The organism is Holophagales bacterium (assembly GCA_016699405.1).
Taxonomy (GTDB): Bacteria; Acidobacteriota; Thermoanaerobaculia; order Multivoradales; family JAGPDF01; genus JAAYLR01.
Genome location: CP064972.1, coordinates 1,678,613 through 1,694,832 on the forward strand (window position 1 = coordinate 1,678,613; position 16,220 = coordinate 1,694,832).

Consider the following 16,220-nt stretch of genomic DNA (forward strand, 5'->3'; position numbering starts at 1 on the left):
GAGGAGAATCGAAACTTGCGATCCGGCGCTCGACGATCCAAGGCAGATCGCCGAGGCGGTGATCGAACTGTGCCGATACTGGGAACGATCGTTTCGGAGTGTGGAGATGGAGGGACAGCTCGGAGCCCCGGACTGGATGGGTTACGAACTCCGAATTTGGAGGTTAGGCGAGTCACTCCGACTCTTCTGCAAGAAAAGGGGTTGGCGGGGGAATGGGCCAATACTGGAGGCCGCGACTTCGTTGATTGCGCGGCCAGAGTATGGGAAGGGAAGACAGTCCGTTGCCTTGCTTGTTGGCGAAATGGGTGGTGTCGACTACTCGGCGGCACTGGGACGCGCGATCGACGACCCTGAGATCTGTGGTCATGCGATCAAGGCCCTCACAAAACTACGGGTTGCAGGCTTCGCCAGCCAAGTTGCTGCCGTCCAGGCCCGCGAAGCGGGTTGGGTGAGGAGGGCGGCGAGAAAGTACCTTGAGGTCGTGGGCCATTCGCCATCCGTTGCTCCCTGAGCGACATCTAGACAGGACCTGTTGCGAAGGGCCGGTCGCAAGGTCGGCCGACTGAAGCTCTCCCCAGTCGAGTAGGGTGCGAATCGCACCACAGGCGAAGGTTGAGTTCGGAAGCGCTACGCATGTGCGAAGGTCCGGAAGGTGGGCCGGAGCGAGCCAGAGATTGCCACCTTGGTTTCAAGGCATGCAGAGGCGGCATAGGATCGACTCACCATGTACCGAACCTACTCGGTGAGTGCGAGCGGTCGGCAGCCCCTGTTGGATTTCATGTTGGAAGGGTTGCAGCTGGCGGGCTGCCGGATTCTGCGGTGCTCGGTCGCGAATGAAGCGCCGTTTCGAATCACCTTCGAGACTGCGCTCGGCGAGCGAATGGGGATTGTCGCGTACGCCTTCCTCGCCAACTCCAGACTCACTCGCAACCGACCGGCCGACGAGCATCGGTTTCAGGTGAAGTACGGCTCAAAGGACGGCAAGCGGCACGAGATATGGCAGGACCCCTACGAGCTGTACACAACGCTCTTCCTCGGCATCAACCCCGAGCGCGGCTATTTCGTGGCCGCCGATCCAGTGCTTCACAGTCCGACGCGGTTCTTCATCTCGGTCGAGCTCAAAGAGGCGAACGTCGAGGAGGCGCTCGCGCAGCGGTGGTGCTCATGGGAGCGGTCCAAGCGCAGCCGGGCCGGTATTGAGGATCCGGTCGAAGTCCTAATCGGCGGAACGAAGGCGTCGTTTCTGCGCTTGGTGCGCTTTGAGCAAGCGGCGAGGGGTCTGGCTCCGGGGCATCGCCAGTTGCTGGCTGAGAAGGTCGTTCAGCCCGCGCCTGCAGTCGCGGGTTCGGGTACGGAGATTGTCTTGCCCGCCGCCACCCGACATGCCCTGGCCGAGGAATTCGAGCTCAGCGAGCCCCAGATTCTCGATCTGATCGGAAGCGCGCCACGCCTCAAGATGGCGGTGCGAGGTTGGGTGGCGGAGGAGCATCTTTTCCGCCAACTGAGCCGCGTCAAGGGAGTTGTTGAGCTCGAGCGACTCGAGGAGGAAGGTGGGCCGGATATCTCGCTCCGTTATCGGGGTAGCCGGCGGCTGACGATCGAGTGCAAGAACGTGCTGCGCAAGCCTGGAAAAGACGGGGAGATCCGACTCGACTTCCAGCGAACCCGCTCGTCGAAGGCGGATCCCTGCTCACGATTCTACTCGCCGACGGAATTCGACTTGATCGCAGCGTGCCTGCACTCACGAACTGAGGAGTGGGAGTTCCGCTACAGCCAGCCGCGGCAGCTCGACCCGCACAAGAGCTGCAGCGGTCGACTGAGCAACTCCGTGCGCATCGATCACCGCTGGATAGCTGATGCGGCGAGCGCACTTGCGGACGCAAGTCGAGCCGGTTAGTTCGCCCCTTGCCTTAGATCCCGCTCGCAGCGAGCGGCAGTCGGAGGAGGGGCGGCTCACCTCGTCCGGTCTCTTCGGCCTGTCTGCCTCTCTGCTGCGCGGCGTAGCCCAGACCCGTGCCGGGGTGAGCCTCGTGCTCGCCGACTAGGTCGCGGAAGGCGCGCGGTACGGGGCGTACACGCTCGGGAGCAGGAATCGGGCGACGTGGAGCCGGTAGCAGCGTGGCGCGCGAGTCCACACGCTGGCCGAGGAGCTGGCGCCGGATGGATCGCGCGAGAAGCTCTGCAAGAGCGGATGGCACAGCATTGCCAACTTGGCGCTGCACCGACTGCACGGTTCCCAGCACGTTGTAATCGTCAGGCATTGTCTGGATACGGCAAAGCTCACGGGCCGAGAGCCGGCGATTTGTCCAGTGAAACGGCCCGATTGCCGGCCCGGGCTGAGCCTGGATCGTCCATGCCGGACGGTCCTTGGCGAGCTTCAAGAGAAAGCTCCAGTAGCGGCGCCGCCAGCCGAACAGGGGCAAGCCGCCTCCGCGTTCGGTGTGCCAAAGGTAGTTTTCCCCTTCGGGGATGGAGGGCAGGAGCGGTGCCCACTTGCCACGAGCCCGTAGCTCGGTCCGGTCCTCGTCGTCGAGATCGCCCAAGGCATCCCAGGCGGTGGCGTACGGATTGAGCACGCCAGGCAGCGTCTCGCCTTCACCGTGGGTAGGCTGCGGGAAGGCAAACTCGGCTCCGTCGCGCGCGCCGATCACGAAGACTCGCTCGCGCAGCTGGGGAACGCCGTAGTCTGCGGCGTTGAGCTTGGCAACCGTGACCGCGTACTCAGTCCCGCGCTCGCGATTGATCCTGCGGATGCCGCGCTCGAGTAGATCAAGCCCCTCGCTCTTCTTGCGGTAGGCGAGGCCAGGTACGTTTTCGAGAAGGAAGGTCCGAGGCAGCGTATCGCGCAGGACGCGCAGGTAGGCGCCGAGTGTACCCGAGCGGGGGTCATCGAGCCGCAGCGTGTCGCCCGATGCCCAGTAGCCAGCCTTCGAGAACGGCTGGCAGGGCGGACCGCCGATCAATGCGTCGGCTTCACCCTCTGCCAGTCTTCCCGAGCTGAGGATCTCGGCCGAGGGAATCGTGTGGATGTCGCGGTCGAGAACGGGCCAGCTGCGGTTGGCACGAAGCGTGGCGACCGCTTCGCGATCCATCTCGATCGCCACTGCGGTCGTGAAGCCCGCGGCTTCGAAACCCAGATCGAGGCCTCCTGCGCCGGTGTAGAGACTGATCAACCTGGGCATTGGCGGGACCGTGAAAGGCAATCTAGCACGCAGCCTTGAGCGTCCATTTACGCCGTGTTTATGCCATGCGAGGGGAGTTTGTCAAGTGCCTCTCGCGGGTCCTACTGCTCTGAGAACCTGGGTCACTACACCGGTGGCGTCGGCCAGGATTTCGGACTCCCAGAAGCGTAGGACAGTCCAACCATCCGCTCGAAGCTGCGCCTCCTGCTGTCGATCGCGTTCAATGTTGCGGCGGACCTTGGCGATCCAATAGTCGGCATTCGATCCAGAACGAAGCTTCTCATGGCGTGCCGGCCAGTCCTTGCCATGCCAGAAGTCGCCGTCGCAGAAGACCACGACACGAGCCCGTGTAAACACGATGTCTGGTCGTCCGGGCAGTGTCCCTACGTCCTTGCGGTAGCGACAACCCGCCTGCCAAAGGAGGCGGCGCAATAGGAGCTCAGGCCGTGTGTCGGTCTTGGCGCTCGAACCACGCGCGGCCGCGCTTGCCCGTGGGGAGGCGGCGAGCCGACCGAGGAAGCTAGGCGAAGTCCGTTTCATCCTGAAGATGAGGCTTCTCCACGGCGCCAAGACGGCGCTCGGGCCGCGCGACTCCGCAAGGTTATCGGATGACACTTTCCAGGCGGGAGCGCAGCCAGGACGACCTGATGCCGAGTCTTGCCAGGGGATTCCGCAAGCCTGGATGTCATGCGGCACCGCGGCGATTTCTCCGCTTCGGGTCATGAGCCGGCATTGCGCGTGGCCTCCTCGTCCTCAGGCTCACCGCACCTTGCTCGTCACAGCGTTCATGTCTCGGCTCGCAGTTCCCTTGGACCGGGTTGGGTTGATCTTACGTGAGCCTCCTTCAGGCGGCGGCTCCACGCTCTGCATCGATGGTCATCAGCTCGTCGAGCTTCTCTTTGGCGGCTTTCGCCCAGCCCTGCCAAGTGGGGATCCCGACTTCGACACCACCGGCATAGACGTCGACCGGCGTTACGGGATCACCTCCCTCGAGCGGCATCAGCGCCCAGTGCGGCCTCACTTCGTTGTACCGCCGCCGGAAGGCTGCGAGCTTCTCGCGGGCGTCAGCCGGTGAGGCGTAGAGATGCCAGTGCACCTCTTCGTCCTTCAGCGTCTGGTGGAATCGCTCGAGCAGACCCAGCTGCTGAGGCGTCCGATAGCGCGTGCGCACATGACTCAGGACGCCGTTGATGTGGCGACGGAATCGCTTCGCCAGAAACGTCGATCCGTTGTCCGTCACCAGAATCGGCGGCTTCGACAGCGGCCCGTGCAGTCTCTCCGCTTCGGCCTTGGCCTGATCGAGTGCCGTCGTCACCGCTACCGCGTCGTGGCTCGGCGACAGATGAAGCGCCAACAGGTAGCGGCTGAAGTAGTCGATCACCGTCACCGCGTACCACCAGCCGTGGCCTGGCACGTGCACGTACGTCACGTCCGCCTGCCACAGGTCGTTCGCTTGCCGCGGCAACAGCTCGAACAGGCGCGCAGCCTGGTACAGCTCCGCCGAGCGCGGCAGCGGACGACACAACAGACCCTCGGCCTTCAGCACGCGATACACGAAGCGGTTCGAGACATCGAGCTGTCGGCGACGACAAACCACCGCCAAGCGCTTGTAGCCCCACCAGGGGAAAGCCAACGCCACATCCCTCACCGCGTCGTAGAGATCACGATTCAGCGGCCTCGGCGCTGGACCAGGACGTCGACGCTCCGCGCTCGAGCGGCGAAAGAAGCTCGATAACGGCCAGCCCACCGCCGAGACCACTGCCTTCAGCCGCGCTGGCGAATGCGAGGAGACCTCGTTGCGTACCATCTCCCGCCACTCCTCGCTCAGCGGGGGTACCGCGGTAGTTTTCGGAGAATGCCGTTGGCGATCGTCAGCTCACCGATCGCCTGCGCCCGACGAGCCAGCTCTTGCTCCATCTCCGCGATGCGGCGGCTCTCCTCACCTGAGTCCTTCGAGCCTTTCGACAGCCGCTCTCGACCACCCGACACGAACTCGTCACGCCACCGGTACAGCGTCTGCTCGCTCACCCGGTACCGGCGAGACAACGCCGCGACCGGCTCCTCCTTGCGCAGCAGCGACAGCACCACCTGCACCCGCTCCTCGCCGGACAACTCGCTCCGCTTCGGCATCGCGCTCTCCTCGACTCGGGGACACGCCCCTCAAACTACCCGAGTCCAGGAAACTGCGGGCAAGACATTCAGGACATGACGCTACCTCACGAGCGCCTCGAATGACTGGCCCAATGGGCCCACGACAGTCGCGGGCAATCGCGTGAGCGAGACGGACCGTCGCGGGCAGACGACGCGATTCGAGATCGACGCACTGAACCGGGTGACGCGGATCGTCGACCCGCCGGCGGCGGGGACGTCGCGTCGGTTCACCTACGATGCGATCGGCAACGTGGTCGAGGAGGTCGACCGTCGCGGGATCGCGACGCGGACGAGCGTCGACCGGGAGAACCGTCCGACGGCAAGGACCCGCGCCGGGGTCGAGCTCGAGCGGGTGGAGTACGACGAGGCGGGCAACCGCCTCTTCGTCACCGACGCCAACGGCAACACCACCGGCTTCCTCTGGGACGAGCGCAACCTCCTGCTGCAAGAGAACCGGCCGTTCGCGGCGATCACCCGGCACGTCCTCGACGACGTGGGTGACCGCGTCGAGACGGTCGACCCGGAGGGGCACCGGTCGCACTTCGCCTACGACCTGCGCCGGCGGCAGACGAGCGCCACGAACGGCGCCGGCGAGCGGACGAGCTTCTGCTACGACGGCGTCGGCAACCGGACGGGGATGCGGCGCCCGAAGAGCTCGGCGAGCGGCGATCCGTGCGTGCCCGGCCCGGGTGGCTGGAGCTACCGCTACGACGGTGCCCACCGCCTGAGCGGGGTGACGGACCCGCTGGGCCACGAGACGACGTACGGCTACGACGGCAACGGCAACCGCACCGTTCAACGCGACGCCAACGGCCATACGACGAGCTTCGTCTACGACGCGCTCGATCGTCTGGCGAGCAAGACCTACCCCGACGCGGCGGTCGAGAGCTACGGCTACGACGAGAACGGCAATCGCACGACGCTCGTCGACCCGAAGGGGCAGCCCTTCGCCTTCACCTACGACGCGCTCGATCGGCTGACGACCGAGACGCTGCCGAATCCGTCGCCACCGACGGGCGACGAGCTGACGAGCCGGGTCACCACGCACGACGCCAACGGCAACATCACGAGCGTCGCCGAGCAGTACTCGAGCTCCGGTGCGGCGCTCGTGACGACGAGCTACGACGACTTCGACCGTCCGCTCACGACGACGAACCGCTACGGCGAGATGACGACGCTCACCTACGACGCCAACGGCAACCGCCGGAGCGTGCGGGACTCCGACGGGCAGGTGACGAGCTACGCCTACGACGCGCTCAACCGCCTCGTCTCGCAGACCGGGGCGGGCGGGGTGACGACGTCGGAGTACTTCAAGAGCTCGCTGCTGAAGACGCGGACCTACCCGAACGGCGCGAGCGCGACGCACGGCTACGACGCGGCGAATCGCCTGACCCGCCTCGACAACCGGCAGAACAGCGCGCTCGTCGCCTCGTGGGCCTACGCCTACGACGCCAACGGCAACCGCACCGAGCAGGTCGAGACGAACGGCGGCGCGCCGGAGACGACGAGCTACGCCTACGACGCCGCCGATCGCCTGCTCGAGGTGGCGTACCCGGAGAAGACCGTCACCACGACGCTCGATCCGGTCGGCAACCGTCTGAGCGAGGTGACGACCGACGCGAGCCACGCGCCGACGAGCTCGAAGACGTACGTCTACGACATCCGGGATCGCCTGCTCTCGATCGTCGACAGCGTCGCCCCGGCGAACAACGCCACGTTCACCTGGGACGCCAACGGCAACCAGACCGGCAAGAGCGCAGGCGGCGTCCAGCACGGCTTCCTCTTCGACGCGCTCGATCGCCTGGTCGAAGTCCAGCGCAACGGGCTGCTCCTCGAGCGCTACACCTTCGACCCGTCCGGCTACCGGATCCGCAAGGCGGGCCCGGATGGGATCTTCCGCTACGTCCGCGACGACGGGGCGATCCTCCAGCAGACCGACGACGCCGGGACGACGCTGGTGCGCTACGAGTGGGGCGGCGACCGGCTGGTGGCGATGCACCCGGCAACGGGCCAGCGAAGCTTCTCCCTCTTCGACGGCCTGGGCTCGCTGACCGCCTGGAGCCAGACCGACGGCTCCCTCTCCCTCCGCCGCAGCTTCGACGCCTGGGGCAACCTCCGCCACTCGACCGGCACCACCCTCGCGCCCTTCGCCTTCACCGGCCACGAGCTCGACGCAGCCACCGGGCTGACCTACGCCAAGGCGCGCTTCCTCGACACGGAGGTGGGGAGGTTTCTCAGCGAGGACCCGATCCTCGGCGAGGCGAACACGCCGCCCTCGCTGCACAGGTATCTCTACGCGTACGGGAATCCGACCTTCTACACGGATCCGCTCGGGCTCTACAGCTGGAACGAATTCAAGCGCGACGCGGCGTTTGCCGTGGACGTCTACGTCGAAACGCAGAAGGGCATCTGGGACCCCAGGAACGCGGGAAAGAACGCGCAGCGAGCGCTTGGCGGCGCCCTCGGCGTCGGGAAGTTCGTCGGCGAGACCGTGGCGAGCGGAGCGAGCATGGCCCTCGACACCGGGCTCGGAGCAGCGGTCGTGCCGGGCGCTCGAGAGCGAAACACCGCCCGGCTCAAGGCCCTTGCGGACTTTGTAGCCCACCCCGTCGAGACGGTCGTCAGCGCCCACGAGCAGGCGATCGCACGGATCGAAGAACACGAGGCGAAGGGCGAGTACATCAAGTCCGGCATCGCGGGCGGCGAGCTCGGAGCCTCGGACGCGGCGGCGGTGATCGGAGGCGTCGAGACGGGCGCGGCGGTGGCGCGGGGCGCTGCCCGGCTCGCGACGGGTGCTCTGTCGGTCGATCTCGCTGGGGTCGAAGTCGGCCTAGGCGAAGGAGCCGTGGGCGCGGTCGAGGACCTGGCGCCGAAATTCCAGCCGCCGAAGTTCGAGCCACCAGCTAGGTCCGGCCTCTCGCCGTCCGCACTGGAGATCGACCTAGCTGAGGCCTCGGACGGCGGAGTGATCGGCCTTCCTAAGGCGGAGCGTCGCTTGCTCGCCAGAGCACGAGACGTCGCACCTTCTCCTTCAACGAGGGCCGGCGGTACGTCCCCTCACCCTGCTGATCCGAATGTTCCAGGTGGGCCCGAGAACTACCGGGGCCGCTTCCAGGCCGGGCTCGAGGCTGAGGGCCTTCCCCGTCTCCCAGGAGATTGGGATGTTCACCATTCAGTTCCTCAGCAACTCAGGGGAGACTCCCGCTTGCAGGGACTCGACCTGGATAGTCCAACACAGGGTCGTGGCGTCTCGGGTTACCGCCAGCCAGGTTCGTCGACAAACGTCCATACCCTGCTCGACCAGGAATGGAAACGGTACCTTCGGGGCCACCCGAACGCCACAGGAGTCGAGCTTCTCGAGTTTCGGGACTATACGGATTGGCGCTTCGGTCATACTTACTGGGAGAACATTCACAGAGTCCGGAATGGGGGCAAGCCCTAGTGATGCTCAATCTCTTCACGCTGGACGGTCCTCTCTGCGCAATAGAGACCGGAGGTGCCCGTGAGACATCTCTCTGCGAGACCTGCGGACGCGGTCGCCGTACTCAAAGAGGTGATCTGTCGCTCTCTCTGGTCTGTCGACCACGCCACGTGTGGGTAAGCGACGCGAATGCCGTGCTTGTTGACGACCAAGCGGCCAACGCACTACGAGAACTTGGGTTGGAGGGTATTGGGTTTCGCACCGCGACAGCCGATTGGCGAGACGGCATTCCTTCAGCGGGCGAAGCACCGTTAAGTCTAGTCCAGATCGTGGCTAGCAACGCGATCGCTGTGTCGATTCACAGTGCGAGCTTTGAAAGTTGTTTCTGCGGTGCGGTTAGGTCCATTTCGTTCGAGCCCCTAGTAGTGGTCGACCCGAGTTCAGAGGCAGGTGCCTGGCACTTGACCCAAAATCCAGAAGTGCTTGTGTTTGATGCCAGGGTATGCGACGTCTTGTCGGGGCTGGATGCCGACCTTGAGTGGCTGCAGGTTTGGCGAGAGAGCGAGTATCCTCATTTGACTACGCCCTCCGGAGGCGTCAGTTGGGATGACCTCTAGTGTGCTGTCCAAGCGTTGCCCTGTCCAGGCGTCGAAACTGGCTGAGCAAGTTCAGGAATTCCCCACACCCCGTCTCCGGGGGTGAGTCTTAGGCAGCCTGGTTTTGGTGAAGTTGTTGAAGAAGGGGACAGGCACGCATTTCACGGGCATCCGCTGGCGAGCGTGATGGAGCTCGGATAGAGGTTGGAGGCTGTGAAGGAATCTGCCGAAAATGTGCCAACGACTTTCCTGGTGGGGGGCGCTGCTGGGTGTGGGTGGCTGCGGCCTTGCCAATTCCGTTCTCCGGCATCGAGCCCAGCCGGCCAACACCTCGACTGTCCTGTCCAAGCGTCCACCTGGGTTCTCGTGACCTTGCGACCGCCCGTTTCGTCAAGTCGCCTCCCTCACCCAGACGTCTTTCGCTGATCAAAGTCGCGAAATCGGCCCCTTCCGCATCTGCCCGCCCTCCTGGCCCCTCGCGGGATCCAGTGAACGAGCCGAAAGCGAGCTCGAGTGCGAGAGCCTTGCTGGGTCAAGATCTGCGGAGAAGGCCACTGGACCTACCTATGTTGTACCGAGAGATTCCGCCTTTTGATGTACTGAGAGGCGAGCCTTCGCCGTATCGTGGATTCGGCGCTCCGTTCCCGCAATCAGGCGAGGTAGCTGGTTTCTTCCAGGATGTACTCCACCAGGCTCGCGAGCGTATCGCTGACGGGTTCGGAGTATCCCTCGGCGGTTCCCCTGAGGAGATCGCAAGCGCACTCGAAGACGTCGTCGCCGCGATGTGGGCAGAGGGATGGTCACCCGACGCGGGTGACGTGAACTTGTTCGCGCGTGACATTGGAGTCCTGCTGACCAACGCGGTACGAGCAGGCCTCGGCGGGGTCCTTCTTCTTCGTTCTTTGTCAGACCTCTCGTACGCATCGCTTTGGTGGAGCCAGAGTCGGATTGAGGCCTTTCCATTTCACAAAGCCTATAAGCGCCTTCTGCGGCGAGATGGAGAGTCGCTGACCTTCTTTCTCTCGGCGTTGGGAAAGATGCTCGCATCTCCCGCAGACAAGGGGCCTGCTAACGGGCAATGAGATCGGTTTCCAGCGCGAAGGTCCCTGAGTGTCGAGCGGCCCCGGTAACATGAGCTAGGGCGACACCCAGTCTTGCAACCCTGAGGGGTCGTGGCGGTCGTCGGGAGCGAGCGGCGCCACAAAGAGCGCTACGCCTACGACGCGCTCAACCAGGACGAGGTGCCACCCGAGTTCAAGATCGCCGCGACGGCCGAGAGTCGTCTTGAAACCTCGGACACGCGTCAGGGCTCTCCGCAAGGGAATGGACCGCCCTGTTCGAGCGTCGTCGTGAGCTCGCCGAGCTGAGAACGTGGCAGAGCCCTCGGGCGGCGCCCGTCGAAGGGCGCGAGAGGGCTCTCTTGCGCAGCCTTCGGCCCCGCAGGCAGTGGCAGTGCTTCAGATCCAGTCCTCGGAATCGAGCGAGCCTGCGCTGAGACTTAGCCGCTCCGAGCGGCAACACGGAAGGGTAGCGCCGGCGGAAACGCGCCTTCGGGGAAAATGACTTCTCTCACGCCCGCGCGGAGGAGCCGCGCGGCGTGCTGGTAGGCCTCACGAAAGGCGAAGTAGGCCTTGCGCAGCGCTCGTCGGACCTCGGGTGCGACGGCATGGACCAGCGGTGCGGGAGCCTTCTTGAGTCGGTTCGGCTCGTGGTGCGGGCTCTGGCGACAGACGGCTTCCCGACCGAGTGGGGGCTTGCCGGTCTCTTCCTCGCGCTGCTCGCCCCAGGCCTCGATCTCCGCGATCAGGTCCCGAATGCGTGCGCGATAGGCCTCGGGGTCGAGCGTCCGCCAGCAGGGGAGCGGGGCCAAGGTCAGCGTTTCCTCGAAGACATAGTCCTCCCGGTCCAACAGGATGCCCTTCCTCCGCGCCTTCGACTCGAGCGTTCGGTCGTGCCAGTGCCCGACGACCGGCGTACCTTCGACCAAATGCCGCGCGCAGTGAGCTCCGGGCCAGTCGAGCGGCGAGGCGACGAGACCCTCCTTGACGCCATGCGCCAGGAGATAGGCGAGCCGACCCACCTGGGCGGGCTCCTCGTCCGAGACCGGGATCGCCTGATAGCGCCGCCCCCAGAACTTCTCACGCCATTGGACGAGCCGGCCGGCCTCCCGGGCGAGGTTGGAGTCGAGGTAGTTCATGAAGGCGGCGAGCTGGAGCGCGTCGAGGACGGAGAGCAGCAGGTGAAAGTGGTTCGAGAGGAACGCGAAGCCGATGACTTCGACCGCGTAGAGCCGCGCGGCGCGGGCGAGAATGCCGGCGACGGTGTCGTTGAGGGGAGCCGAGGGCCGGAGCAGAAGCCGGCCCTGCAGGGTGCGGCAAGTGACCTCGACCAGCCCGCCGCCTGGGGGGATGTAGCGTAATCTCCTCGCCATGCCTCCCTAAGACGAGAAGCGGGGCGGCGATCTTGCAGGAAGTGGAGCGGCGGCCGGGTTGCGCGAGATCGACCGGCTCGGCGAAGGTGGAACAGAGGAGTTGTGAAAATCGGGTGGCACCTCACCTGGTCGGTGCAAGCGACTGGCTCCCCGCGCGCGGGCTTCATCCTGGCCCGGAGCCCCACACGCTCCCCTCAGAGGCCGAAGATACGATTGCAGTCCCGCCCCACGTCATCGCCTCGTGCACAGGTGCTCGCGGGAGGAGTCCAGATACGACTTCCTAGGGCCCAAGGAAGAGCAGTGTCTGGCGGATCATTTCATCGACGTAGCCGATGGCGAAATTGCTGCTCGGTCGAAATAGCGTTGGATGCGCGCATTGGTTTCGGTGAGAGAGTTGGCCCTGCAGGACGCGAAGCTCAGCGCGCCCCAGGAACTTGACCTCCCGCGCCACATCGAGAAGCTGCGCTTCGGCGTACTGCTCTTTGAGATCAGCAAGATCTTTGAAGGACCACTTCGGCCTAACCTGCCTTATGTCTGCCTCATGCTTACGGTACATTGTCTCTGACAAGACGTAGAAGTGGCCGGCCCAGGCGAGCACAACTGCGGATCGGTTCAGGCCGCGCTCAAGGCAATCGAGCGCCTCGCGAAAGTAGTCCTGAACGTCAATCGGGGCGGCCTTCAACTTCTTTAGCAGGTCTTCGAGCAGTACCACCCGTGATGCCGACGCCTCGTGGGCCGCAAGCGCGGAATGAGCGGCGCTTCTGGCGCGTGCAGCGGCCTGCACCCAATCTTCGAGCCCCATCGGATCACGCCTTCGGTGACAGGAGGTGCTCCCGCAGCGCCCGAAATAGCTTTTCGTAAACCTCCGCGTTCTCAGTCTCGGGAAGGTGAAGCTGAATGTTGATGGCGATCTGAGGCGACAACATCGCGGCGTCAGGCGGCGGTACGACAACTTGCGCTATCGAGTGCGGCACGGAGGCTTCCAGCCCTGGCGGTGGCGTGGGCACCGGCGCCTTCGTGGCGGGAACCACCGAATTCTCGGTTCCTTGGTCAGCACCTGGCGACGCAATTGTCAGCTTTCCGTCTGCCTCCACCAACAGGCCCCCAGCGAGCAACATATCGACGACGCATCGCGCACCGGTCTTGTTGCCGGCGTTGTTCTTCTGGCCCGAAACATACAGGACGTGGTCTGAGAAGTCCTTTTCCGACATTCCGCCCTTGATTCGAACCGTGGTGACAAGTCCCGAGACCTTCTCGTTCGTTTGCACCGCCTCCTTCCAGTATCGGCGCGCATCCTCGGCCTGGTTGTGATCCAGCGCACGGCCGAGCCTGCGTCCGAGGTCAGTAGCTGTCTTCGCCACGGCGCCGGCGATGAGGCCAAGGTCAACAAGGAACTTGTTGTTGCGGCTTACGACCGTCGTGTGCAGGCCTGTCAGCTTCGACATCGCATCGAGGCTGGCATTCTCTGAGGCATGGCTATAGCCCTTGAGGATCTTCTGAACCTCCTCGAAGGACGAGCCTGGAAGGTTGAACTCTTTACTCACTATCACCTCCTGAGACGATCTCTGTGGTGGTGGCAGGTTGGGCGCCACCGAGAGGGTCGGCCTTGCCCGCGGGCCCTAACTCCGTATTCGACCCCACCACGCCTGCTGCGCGGGTCGGCAAACACGGCGGTTCGTGCCGTGTAACACCGGAGCGAAGAGAGCGGCGGGCGGGGGGCGAAGTCCCATGACTGGCTTACTTGCGGTCAGTCTAGGGAGCTGTCTGGCGGATGTCAAACGTGGCGTGTAGCGCCGCATGACACCAGCGCTTCAAGCCTCGTCGGCGGGGCGGCGGACGCCGCGGCCGCCGCGGTTGAGGACGTGGGTGTAGATCACGCGGTGCTGTTGTCGCGGTGGCCGAGGAGCTCCTGGACGGTGCGGATGTCGTAGCCGGGCCCGAGTCGGTGGGTTGGCTCCCTTCCCCGTTCCCTGCTCCAGCGCGGGTCTCGAAAGAGGAGTAGGTCTTCGCTCGTGGCGACGATCCCCGCCGGGCGGCTGCCTTCTTGACGATCGCGGGTCGCCGCGGATTGCTGGCCGGCGCTCGCCGGGGGATGGACGAGAGCTGATCGGCAGGTGGCACGAGTCCATGTCTGTACTCGCCGGTCAGGCCGCCGGCATCCGCCTTGCACGTTCGGTGGTGTTCCACGCATTCCCGCGCGCGTTCGTGCGCGGCGGGAGACGGGGCCGACATCGGCCGAGGACGACGATGAGTCAGCGCTGGTGGTGGGGCGGGTTGCTTGCGGCCGTTGTGCTCGGCAGCCTGGTGACGGGAGTGGCGAGGGCGGAGGCGGCGGGCAAGCTCGAGAACCCGCGGATCGACATGGCCGGCTATCTGCGCGTGGCCGGCGAGGCCGCCGCGTGGCGCGAGAGCCGGCGGCTCACCGAGGAGCAGTTCCTCGCGGCGAGCCGGGAGCCGGGGACGATCGTGCTCGACGCGCGCAGCGCCGCCAAGTACGCCGAGCTGCACGTCGACGGCGCCGTCAACCTGAGCTTTCCGGACATCAACGCGGCGAGCCTGAAGCAGCTCGTGCCCGACCCCGCGACGCGGATCCTCATCTACTGCAACAACAACTTCCGCAACGCCGAAGGGCCGTTCCCGTCCAAGCGCGCCGACGCCTCGCTCAACCTCTCGACCTACATCGCCCTCTACAGCTACGGCTACCGCAACGTCTGGGAGCTCGCGCCGCTGCTCGACCCGGCGACGACCCGGCTCGCGCTCGTCGCCTCGCCGCGGTCCGAGAGGTGAGCGGCCGCGGGCGCGAGGCCTTGAATTGCGGCGCGGTGACTCGCCGAGGCGCGAGTCACCCGGCGACCGGCTCGTCGCCGACCAGCTCGTCGGTCGCCTCGGCGGAGAGGCCGCCGCTCTCGCGACCGAGGGCGATGCGCTGGTAGCGGTACTGGAACTGCGTGACGGCGAAATCGACGAACTCGTCGCGCGCGAGGTCGAACGGCATCGGGTCGTAGGGAGCGAAGATCTCCTCGACGGTGCCGAGAGCGAGCGGCAGCAACTGGTCCATGCGCCGCTCGACCGCCGACCAGACCGGCTCGCCGTGCTCGGCCACCAGGCGGGCGAGCAGGTAGACACCGAACGCGATGTGGCGCGACTCGTCGCGCTTGAGCAGGGCGATCGCCTGCCGCATGCCGGGCATCAGCCCGCGACGCTCGAGCGCGGTGAAGTAGCCCTGATAGCCGGTTTCGGCGAGGACCCCTTCGACGATCATGTTGTAGGTCACCGAGGCCTCCGCCTGCGCGAGCGGCGACGGGTCGCTGCGCAGCCGGTCGAGGGCGGCCGGCAGCTCGCCGTAGACGAGCTCGCGGTAGCACGGCGAGGCGAACCGCGCGAGATCGCCGTGCTCGTCGGCGACCTCGTCGAGGAAACGGCGGAAGAGCTCGACGTGCTTGGCCTCCTCCCAGAGGAACGAGGTCAGGTAGATCTCCTCCTCGAGCCGGCCCTCGGCGGCGAGCGCCTGGATGAGCGGCAGCAGATCGAGGGTGACCGACTCCTCGCCGGCCTGGAAGAGCGACGTCAGGTGGAGCAGCACCTCGCGCTCGGTCGCGTCGAGGCGGAGCCAGTCGGCGCGATCGCGCGCGAAATCGAAGGAGCACGGGTCCCACACGCCGTGGCGCTTGGCCTTCTGGAAGAGGCGCATGGGGAGGGAGGAGCGGTCGAGCCCGGCGGGCGAGGTCGACTTGAGGACGCGGTTCATGCGGCGGTCTCCGGGAAGCGCGTGGGCACCGTGCGCGCCGCGGTCGCCAGGAGACGGGCCGCCTCGACGAACGGCATCAGCCGCGCGAGGCTGCCGCGGCGCAGGCGGAGCTGGCCGCGCATGATGGCGCCGAGCGGCTCGCTGCGTCCTTCGAGCACGGCGAGCCACGCCGACAGCCCTCCGGCGATGACGAAGTCGGCGCTCGCCAGGTCCTCCTCGCGCGCCGCGCGGGCGGCGCGGCAGTCGCCGTGCAGGAGGTCGAGGAAGACGCCGCCGCGCGGCTCGCCGTCGTCGCCCAGCCAGGAGAGGACGAGACCGCCCTCCCAGCGCGCGGCGGCACGGCGGTAGTCGGCGCTCTCGGCGAGCGCGCGACCGAGGGCTGTCGCCCAGGGGTCCGAGAAGAGCTCGAAGGTCATGGGGCAGCGAGCCTACGCCAGTTTCGGCAACGGGGCGCTCGCGGCCGTCGCGTGGACGCCCGGCGGGTGCCAGGCACCTTCCCGGAACCTGGGCGAGCGGCGAGTGCCAGGCACCTTTCCGCGTGGGTGCCAGGCACCTTTCCGCGGGCACCTTTCCGCTCGCCTCGGTCCGGCACGCCGGGCGGTGCCGGCGAGGAGGGGTGGGGCCGTTCGATAGAGTGACGCCGTGAGCGGCGAGGGCGTGTCTCGAGGCGGCGAGGTGTCGGCGGCTGCGC

The 16,220-nt window shown here is 65.9% G+C and carries 14 protein-coding genes; 5 read left to right on the plus strand and 9 right to left on the minus strand.

Annotated features, from left to right (window positions below):
- Positions 1-106: 106 nt before the first annotated feature.
- Entirely contained in the window at positions 107-511 is a 405-nt protein-coding gene (locus IPJ17_07050; protein ID QQR75326.1) for a hypothetical protein, read from the plus strand.
- A 213-nt stretch (positions 512-724) separates the two neighbouring features.
- Positions 725-1,897, plus strand: a complete 1,173-nt coding sequence (locus tag IPJ17_07055; GenBank protein ID QQR75327.1) for a hypothetical protein — start codon at positions 725-727, stop codon at positions 1,895-1,897.
- Positions 1,898-1,910: 13 nt separating this feature from the next.
- On the opposite strand, the gene IPJ17_07060 is transcribed toward IPJ17_07055, so the two are convergent.
- The 4 genes from IPJ17_07060 to IPJ17_07075 form a co-directional block, all read right to left on the minus strand.
- Complete coding sequence (locus tag IPJ17_07060; GenBank protein ID QQR75328.1) at positions 1,911-3,182, minus strand: DNA cytosine methyltransferase; 1,272 nt, start codon at positions 3,180-3,182, stop codon at positions 1,911-1,913.
- Positions 3,183-3,263: 81 nt separating this feature from the next.
- The gene (locus IPJ17_07065) at positions 3,264-3,614 is read right to left on the minus strand and encodes a very short patch repair endonuclease (GenBank protein QQR75329.1); all 351 of its coding nucleotides are present in this window, start codon (positions 3,612-3,614) and stop codon (positions 3,264-3,266) included.
- Between the two features lie 412 nt (positions 3,615-4,026).
- Positions 4,027-4,989, minus strand: coding sequence for a transposase family protein (locus IPJ17_07070; protein QQR75330.1), 963 nt, complete (start codon positions 4,987-4,989; stop codon positions 4,027-4,029).
- Between the two features lie 17 nt (positions 4,990-5,006).
- On the minus strand, positions 5,007-5,312 hold the full coding sequence (locus IPJ17_07075) for a helix-turn-helix domain-containing protein (GenBank protein ID QQR75331.1): 306 nt from the start codon (positions 5,310-5,312) through the stop codon (positions 5,007-5,009).
- A 142-nt stretch (positions 5,313-5,454) separates the two neighbouring features.
- Here IPJ17_07075 and IPJ17_07080 point away from each other — a divergent pair, with 142 nt between their 5' ends.
- Both IPJ17_07080 and IPJ17_07085 read left to right on the plus strand, forming a co-directional pair.
- The gene (locus tag IPJ17_07080; protein ID QQR75332.1) at positions 5,455-8,775 is read left to right on the plus strand and encodes an RHS repeat protein; all 3,321 of its coding nucleotides are present in this window, start codon (positions 5,455-5,457) and stop codon (positions 8,773-8,775) included.
- A gap of 1,747 nt (positions 8,776-10,522) precedes the next feature.
- Positions 10,523-10,717 (plus strand): hypothetical protein, encoded by a 195-nt coding sequence (locus IPJ17_07085; GenBank protein ID QQR75333.1) that lies wholly within the window; start codon positions 10,523-10,525, stop codon positions 10,715-10,717.
- A 131-nt stretch (positions 10,718-10,848) separates the two neighbouring features.
- On the opposite strand, the gene IPJ17_07090 is transcribed toward IPJ17_07085, so the two are convergent.
- The 3 genes from IPJ17_07090 to IPJ17_07100 form a co-directional block, all read right to left on the minus strand.
- On the minus strand, positions 10,849-11,781 hold the full coding sequence (locus IPJ17_07090) for a transposase (GenBank protein ID QQR75334.1): 933 nt from the start codon (positions 11,779-11,781) through the stop codon (positions 10,849-10,851).
- 280 nt (positions 11,782-12,061) lie between these two features.
- On the minus strand, positions 12,062-12,583 hold the full coding sequence (locus tag IPJ17_07095; GenBank protein QQR75335.1) for a hypothetical protein: 522 nt from the start codon (positions 12,581-12,583) through the stop codon (positions 12,062-12,064).
- 4 nt (positions 12,584-12,587) lie between these two features.
- Positions 12,588-13,325, minus strand: a complete 738-nt coding sequence (locus IPJ17_07100; protein QQR75336.1) for a hypothetical protein — start codon at positions 13,323-13,325, stop codon at positions 12,588-12,590.
- Positions 13,326-14,028: 703 nt separating this feature from the next.
- Here IPJ17_07100 and IPJ17_07105 point away from each other — a divergent pair.
- Positions 14,029-14,568: a rhodanese-like domain-containing protein gene (locus tag IPJ17_07105; GenBank protein ID QQR75337.1), complete on the plus strand. Its 540-nt coding sequence runs from the start codon at positions 14,029-14,031 to the stop codon at positions 14,566-14,568.
- A gap of 55 nt (positions 14,569-14,623) precedes the next feature.
- On the opposite strand, the gene IPJ17_07110 is transcribed toward IPJ17_07105, so the two are convergent.
- Complete coding sequence (locus IPJ17_07110; GenBank protein QQR75338.1) at positions 14,624-15,529, minus strand: R2-like ligand-binding oxidase; 906 nt, start codon at positions 15,527-15,529, stop codon at positions 14,624-14,626.
- Positions 15,526-15,945, minus strand: coding sequence for an SCP2 sterol-binding domain-containing protein (locus IPJ17_07115; GenBank protein QQR75339.1), 420 nt, complete (start codon positions 15,943-15,945; stop codon positions 15,526-15,528). The genes IPJ17_07110 and IPJ17_07115 overlap by 4 nt, the downstream gene beginning before the upstream one ends.
- Between the last annotated feature and the right edge of the window lie 275 nt (positions 15,946-16,220).

Excerpts from the sequence above, each read along its gene's own strand:
- IPJ17_07050 (QQR75326.1), top strand. The coding sequence starts at position 107 with ATGGAGGGACAGCTCGGAGCCCCGGACTGGATGGGTTACGAACTCCGA.
- IPJ17_07110 (QQR75338.1), bottom strand. The coding sequence starts at position 15,529 with ATGAACCGCGTCCTCAAGTCGACCTCGCCCGCCGGGCTCGACCGCTCC.
- IPJ17_07095 (QQR75335.1), bottom strand. The coding sequence starts at position 12,583 with ATGGGGCTCGAAGATTGGGTGCAGGCCGCTGCACGCGCCAGAAGCGCC.
- IPJ17_07075 (QQR75331.1), bottom strand. The coding sequence starts at position 5,312 with ATGCCGAAGCGGAGCGAGTTGTCCGGCGAGGAGCGGGTGCAGGTGGTG.
- IPJ17_07090 (QQR75334.1), bottom strand. The coding sequence starts at position 11,781 with ATGGCGAGGAGATTACGCTACATCCCCCCAGGCGGCGGGCTGGTCGAG.
- IPJ17_07115 (QQR75339.1), bottom strand. The coding sequence starts at position 15,945 with ATGACCTTCGAGCTCTTCTCGGACCCCTGGGCGACAGCCCTCGGTCGC.
- IPJ17_07070 (QQR75330.1), bottom strand. The coding sequence starts at position 4,989 with ATGGTACGCAACGAGGTCTCCTCGCATTCGCCAGCGCGGCTGAAGGCA.
- IPJ17_07055 (QQR75327.1), top strand. The coding sequence starts at position 725 with ATGTACCGAACCTACTCGGTGAGTGCGAGCGGTCGGCAGCCCCTGTTG.
- IPJ17_07060 (QQR75328.1), bottom strand. The coding sequence starts at position 3,182 with ATGCCCAGGTTGATCAGTCTCTACACCGGCGCAGGAGGCCTCGATCTG.
- IPJ17_07105 (QQR75337.1), top strand. The coding sequence starts at position 14,029 with ATGAGTCAGCGCTGGTGGTGGGGCGGGTTGCTTGCGGCCGTTGTGCTC.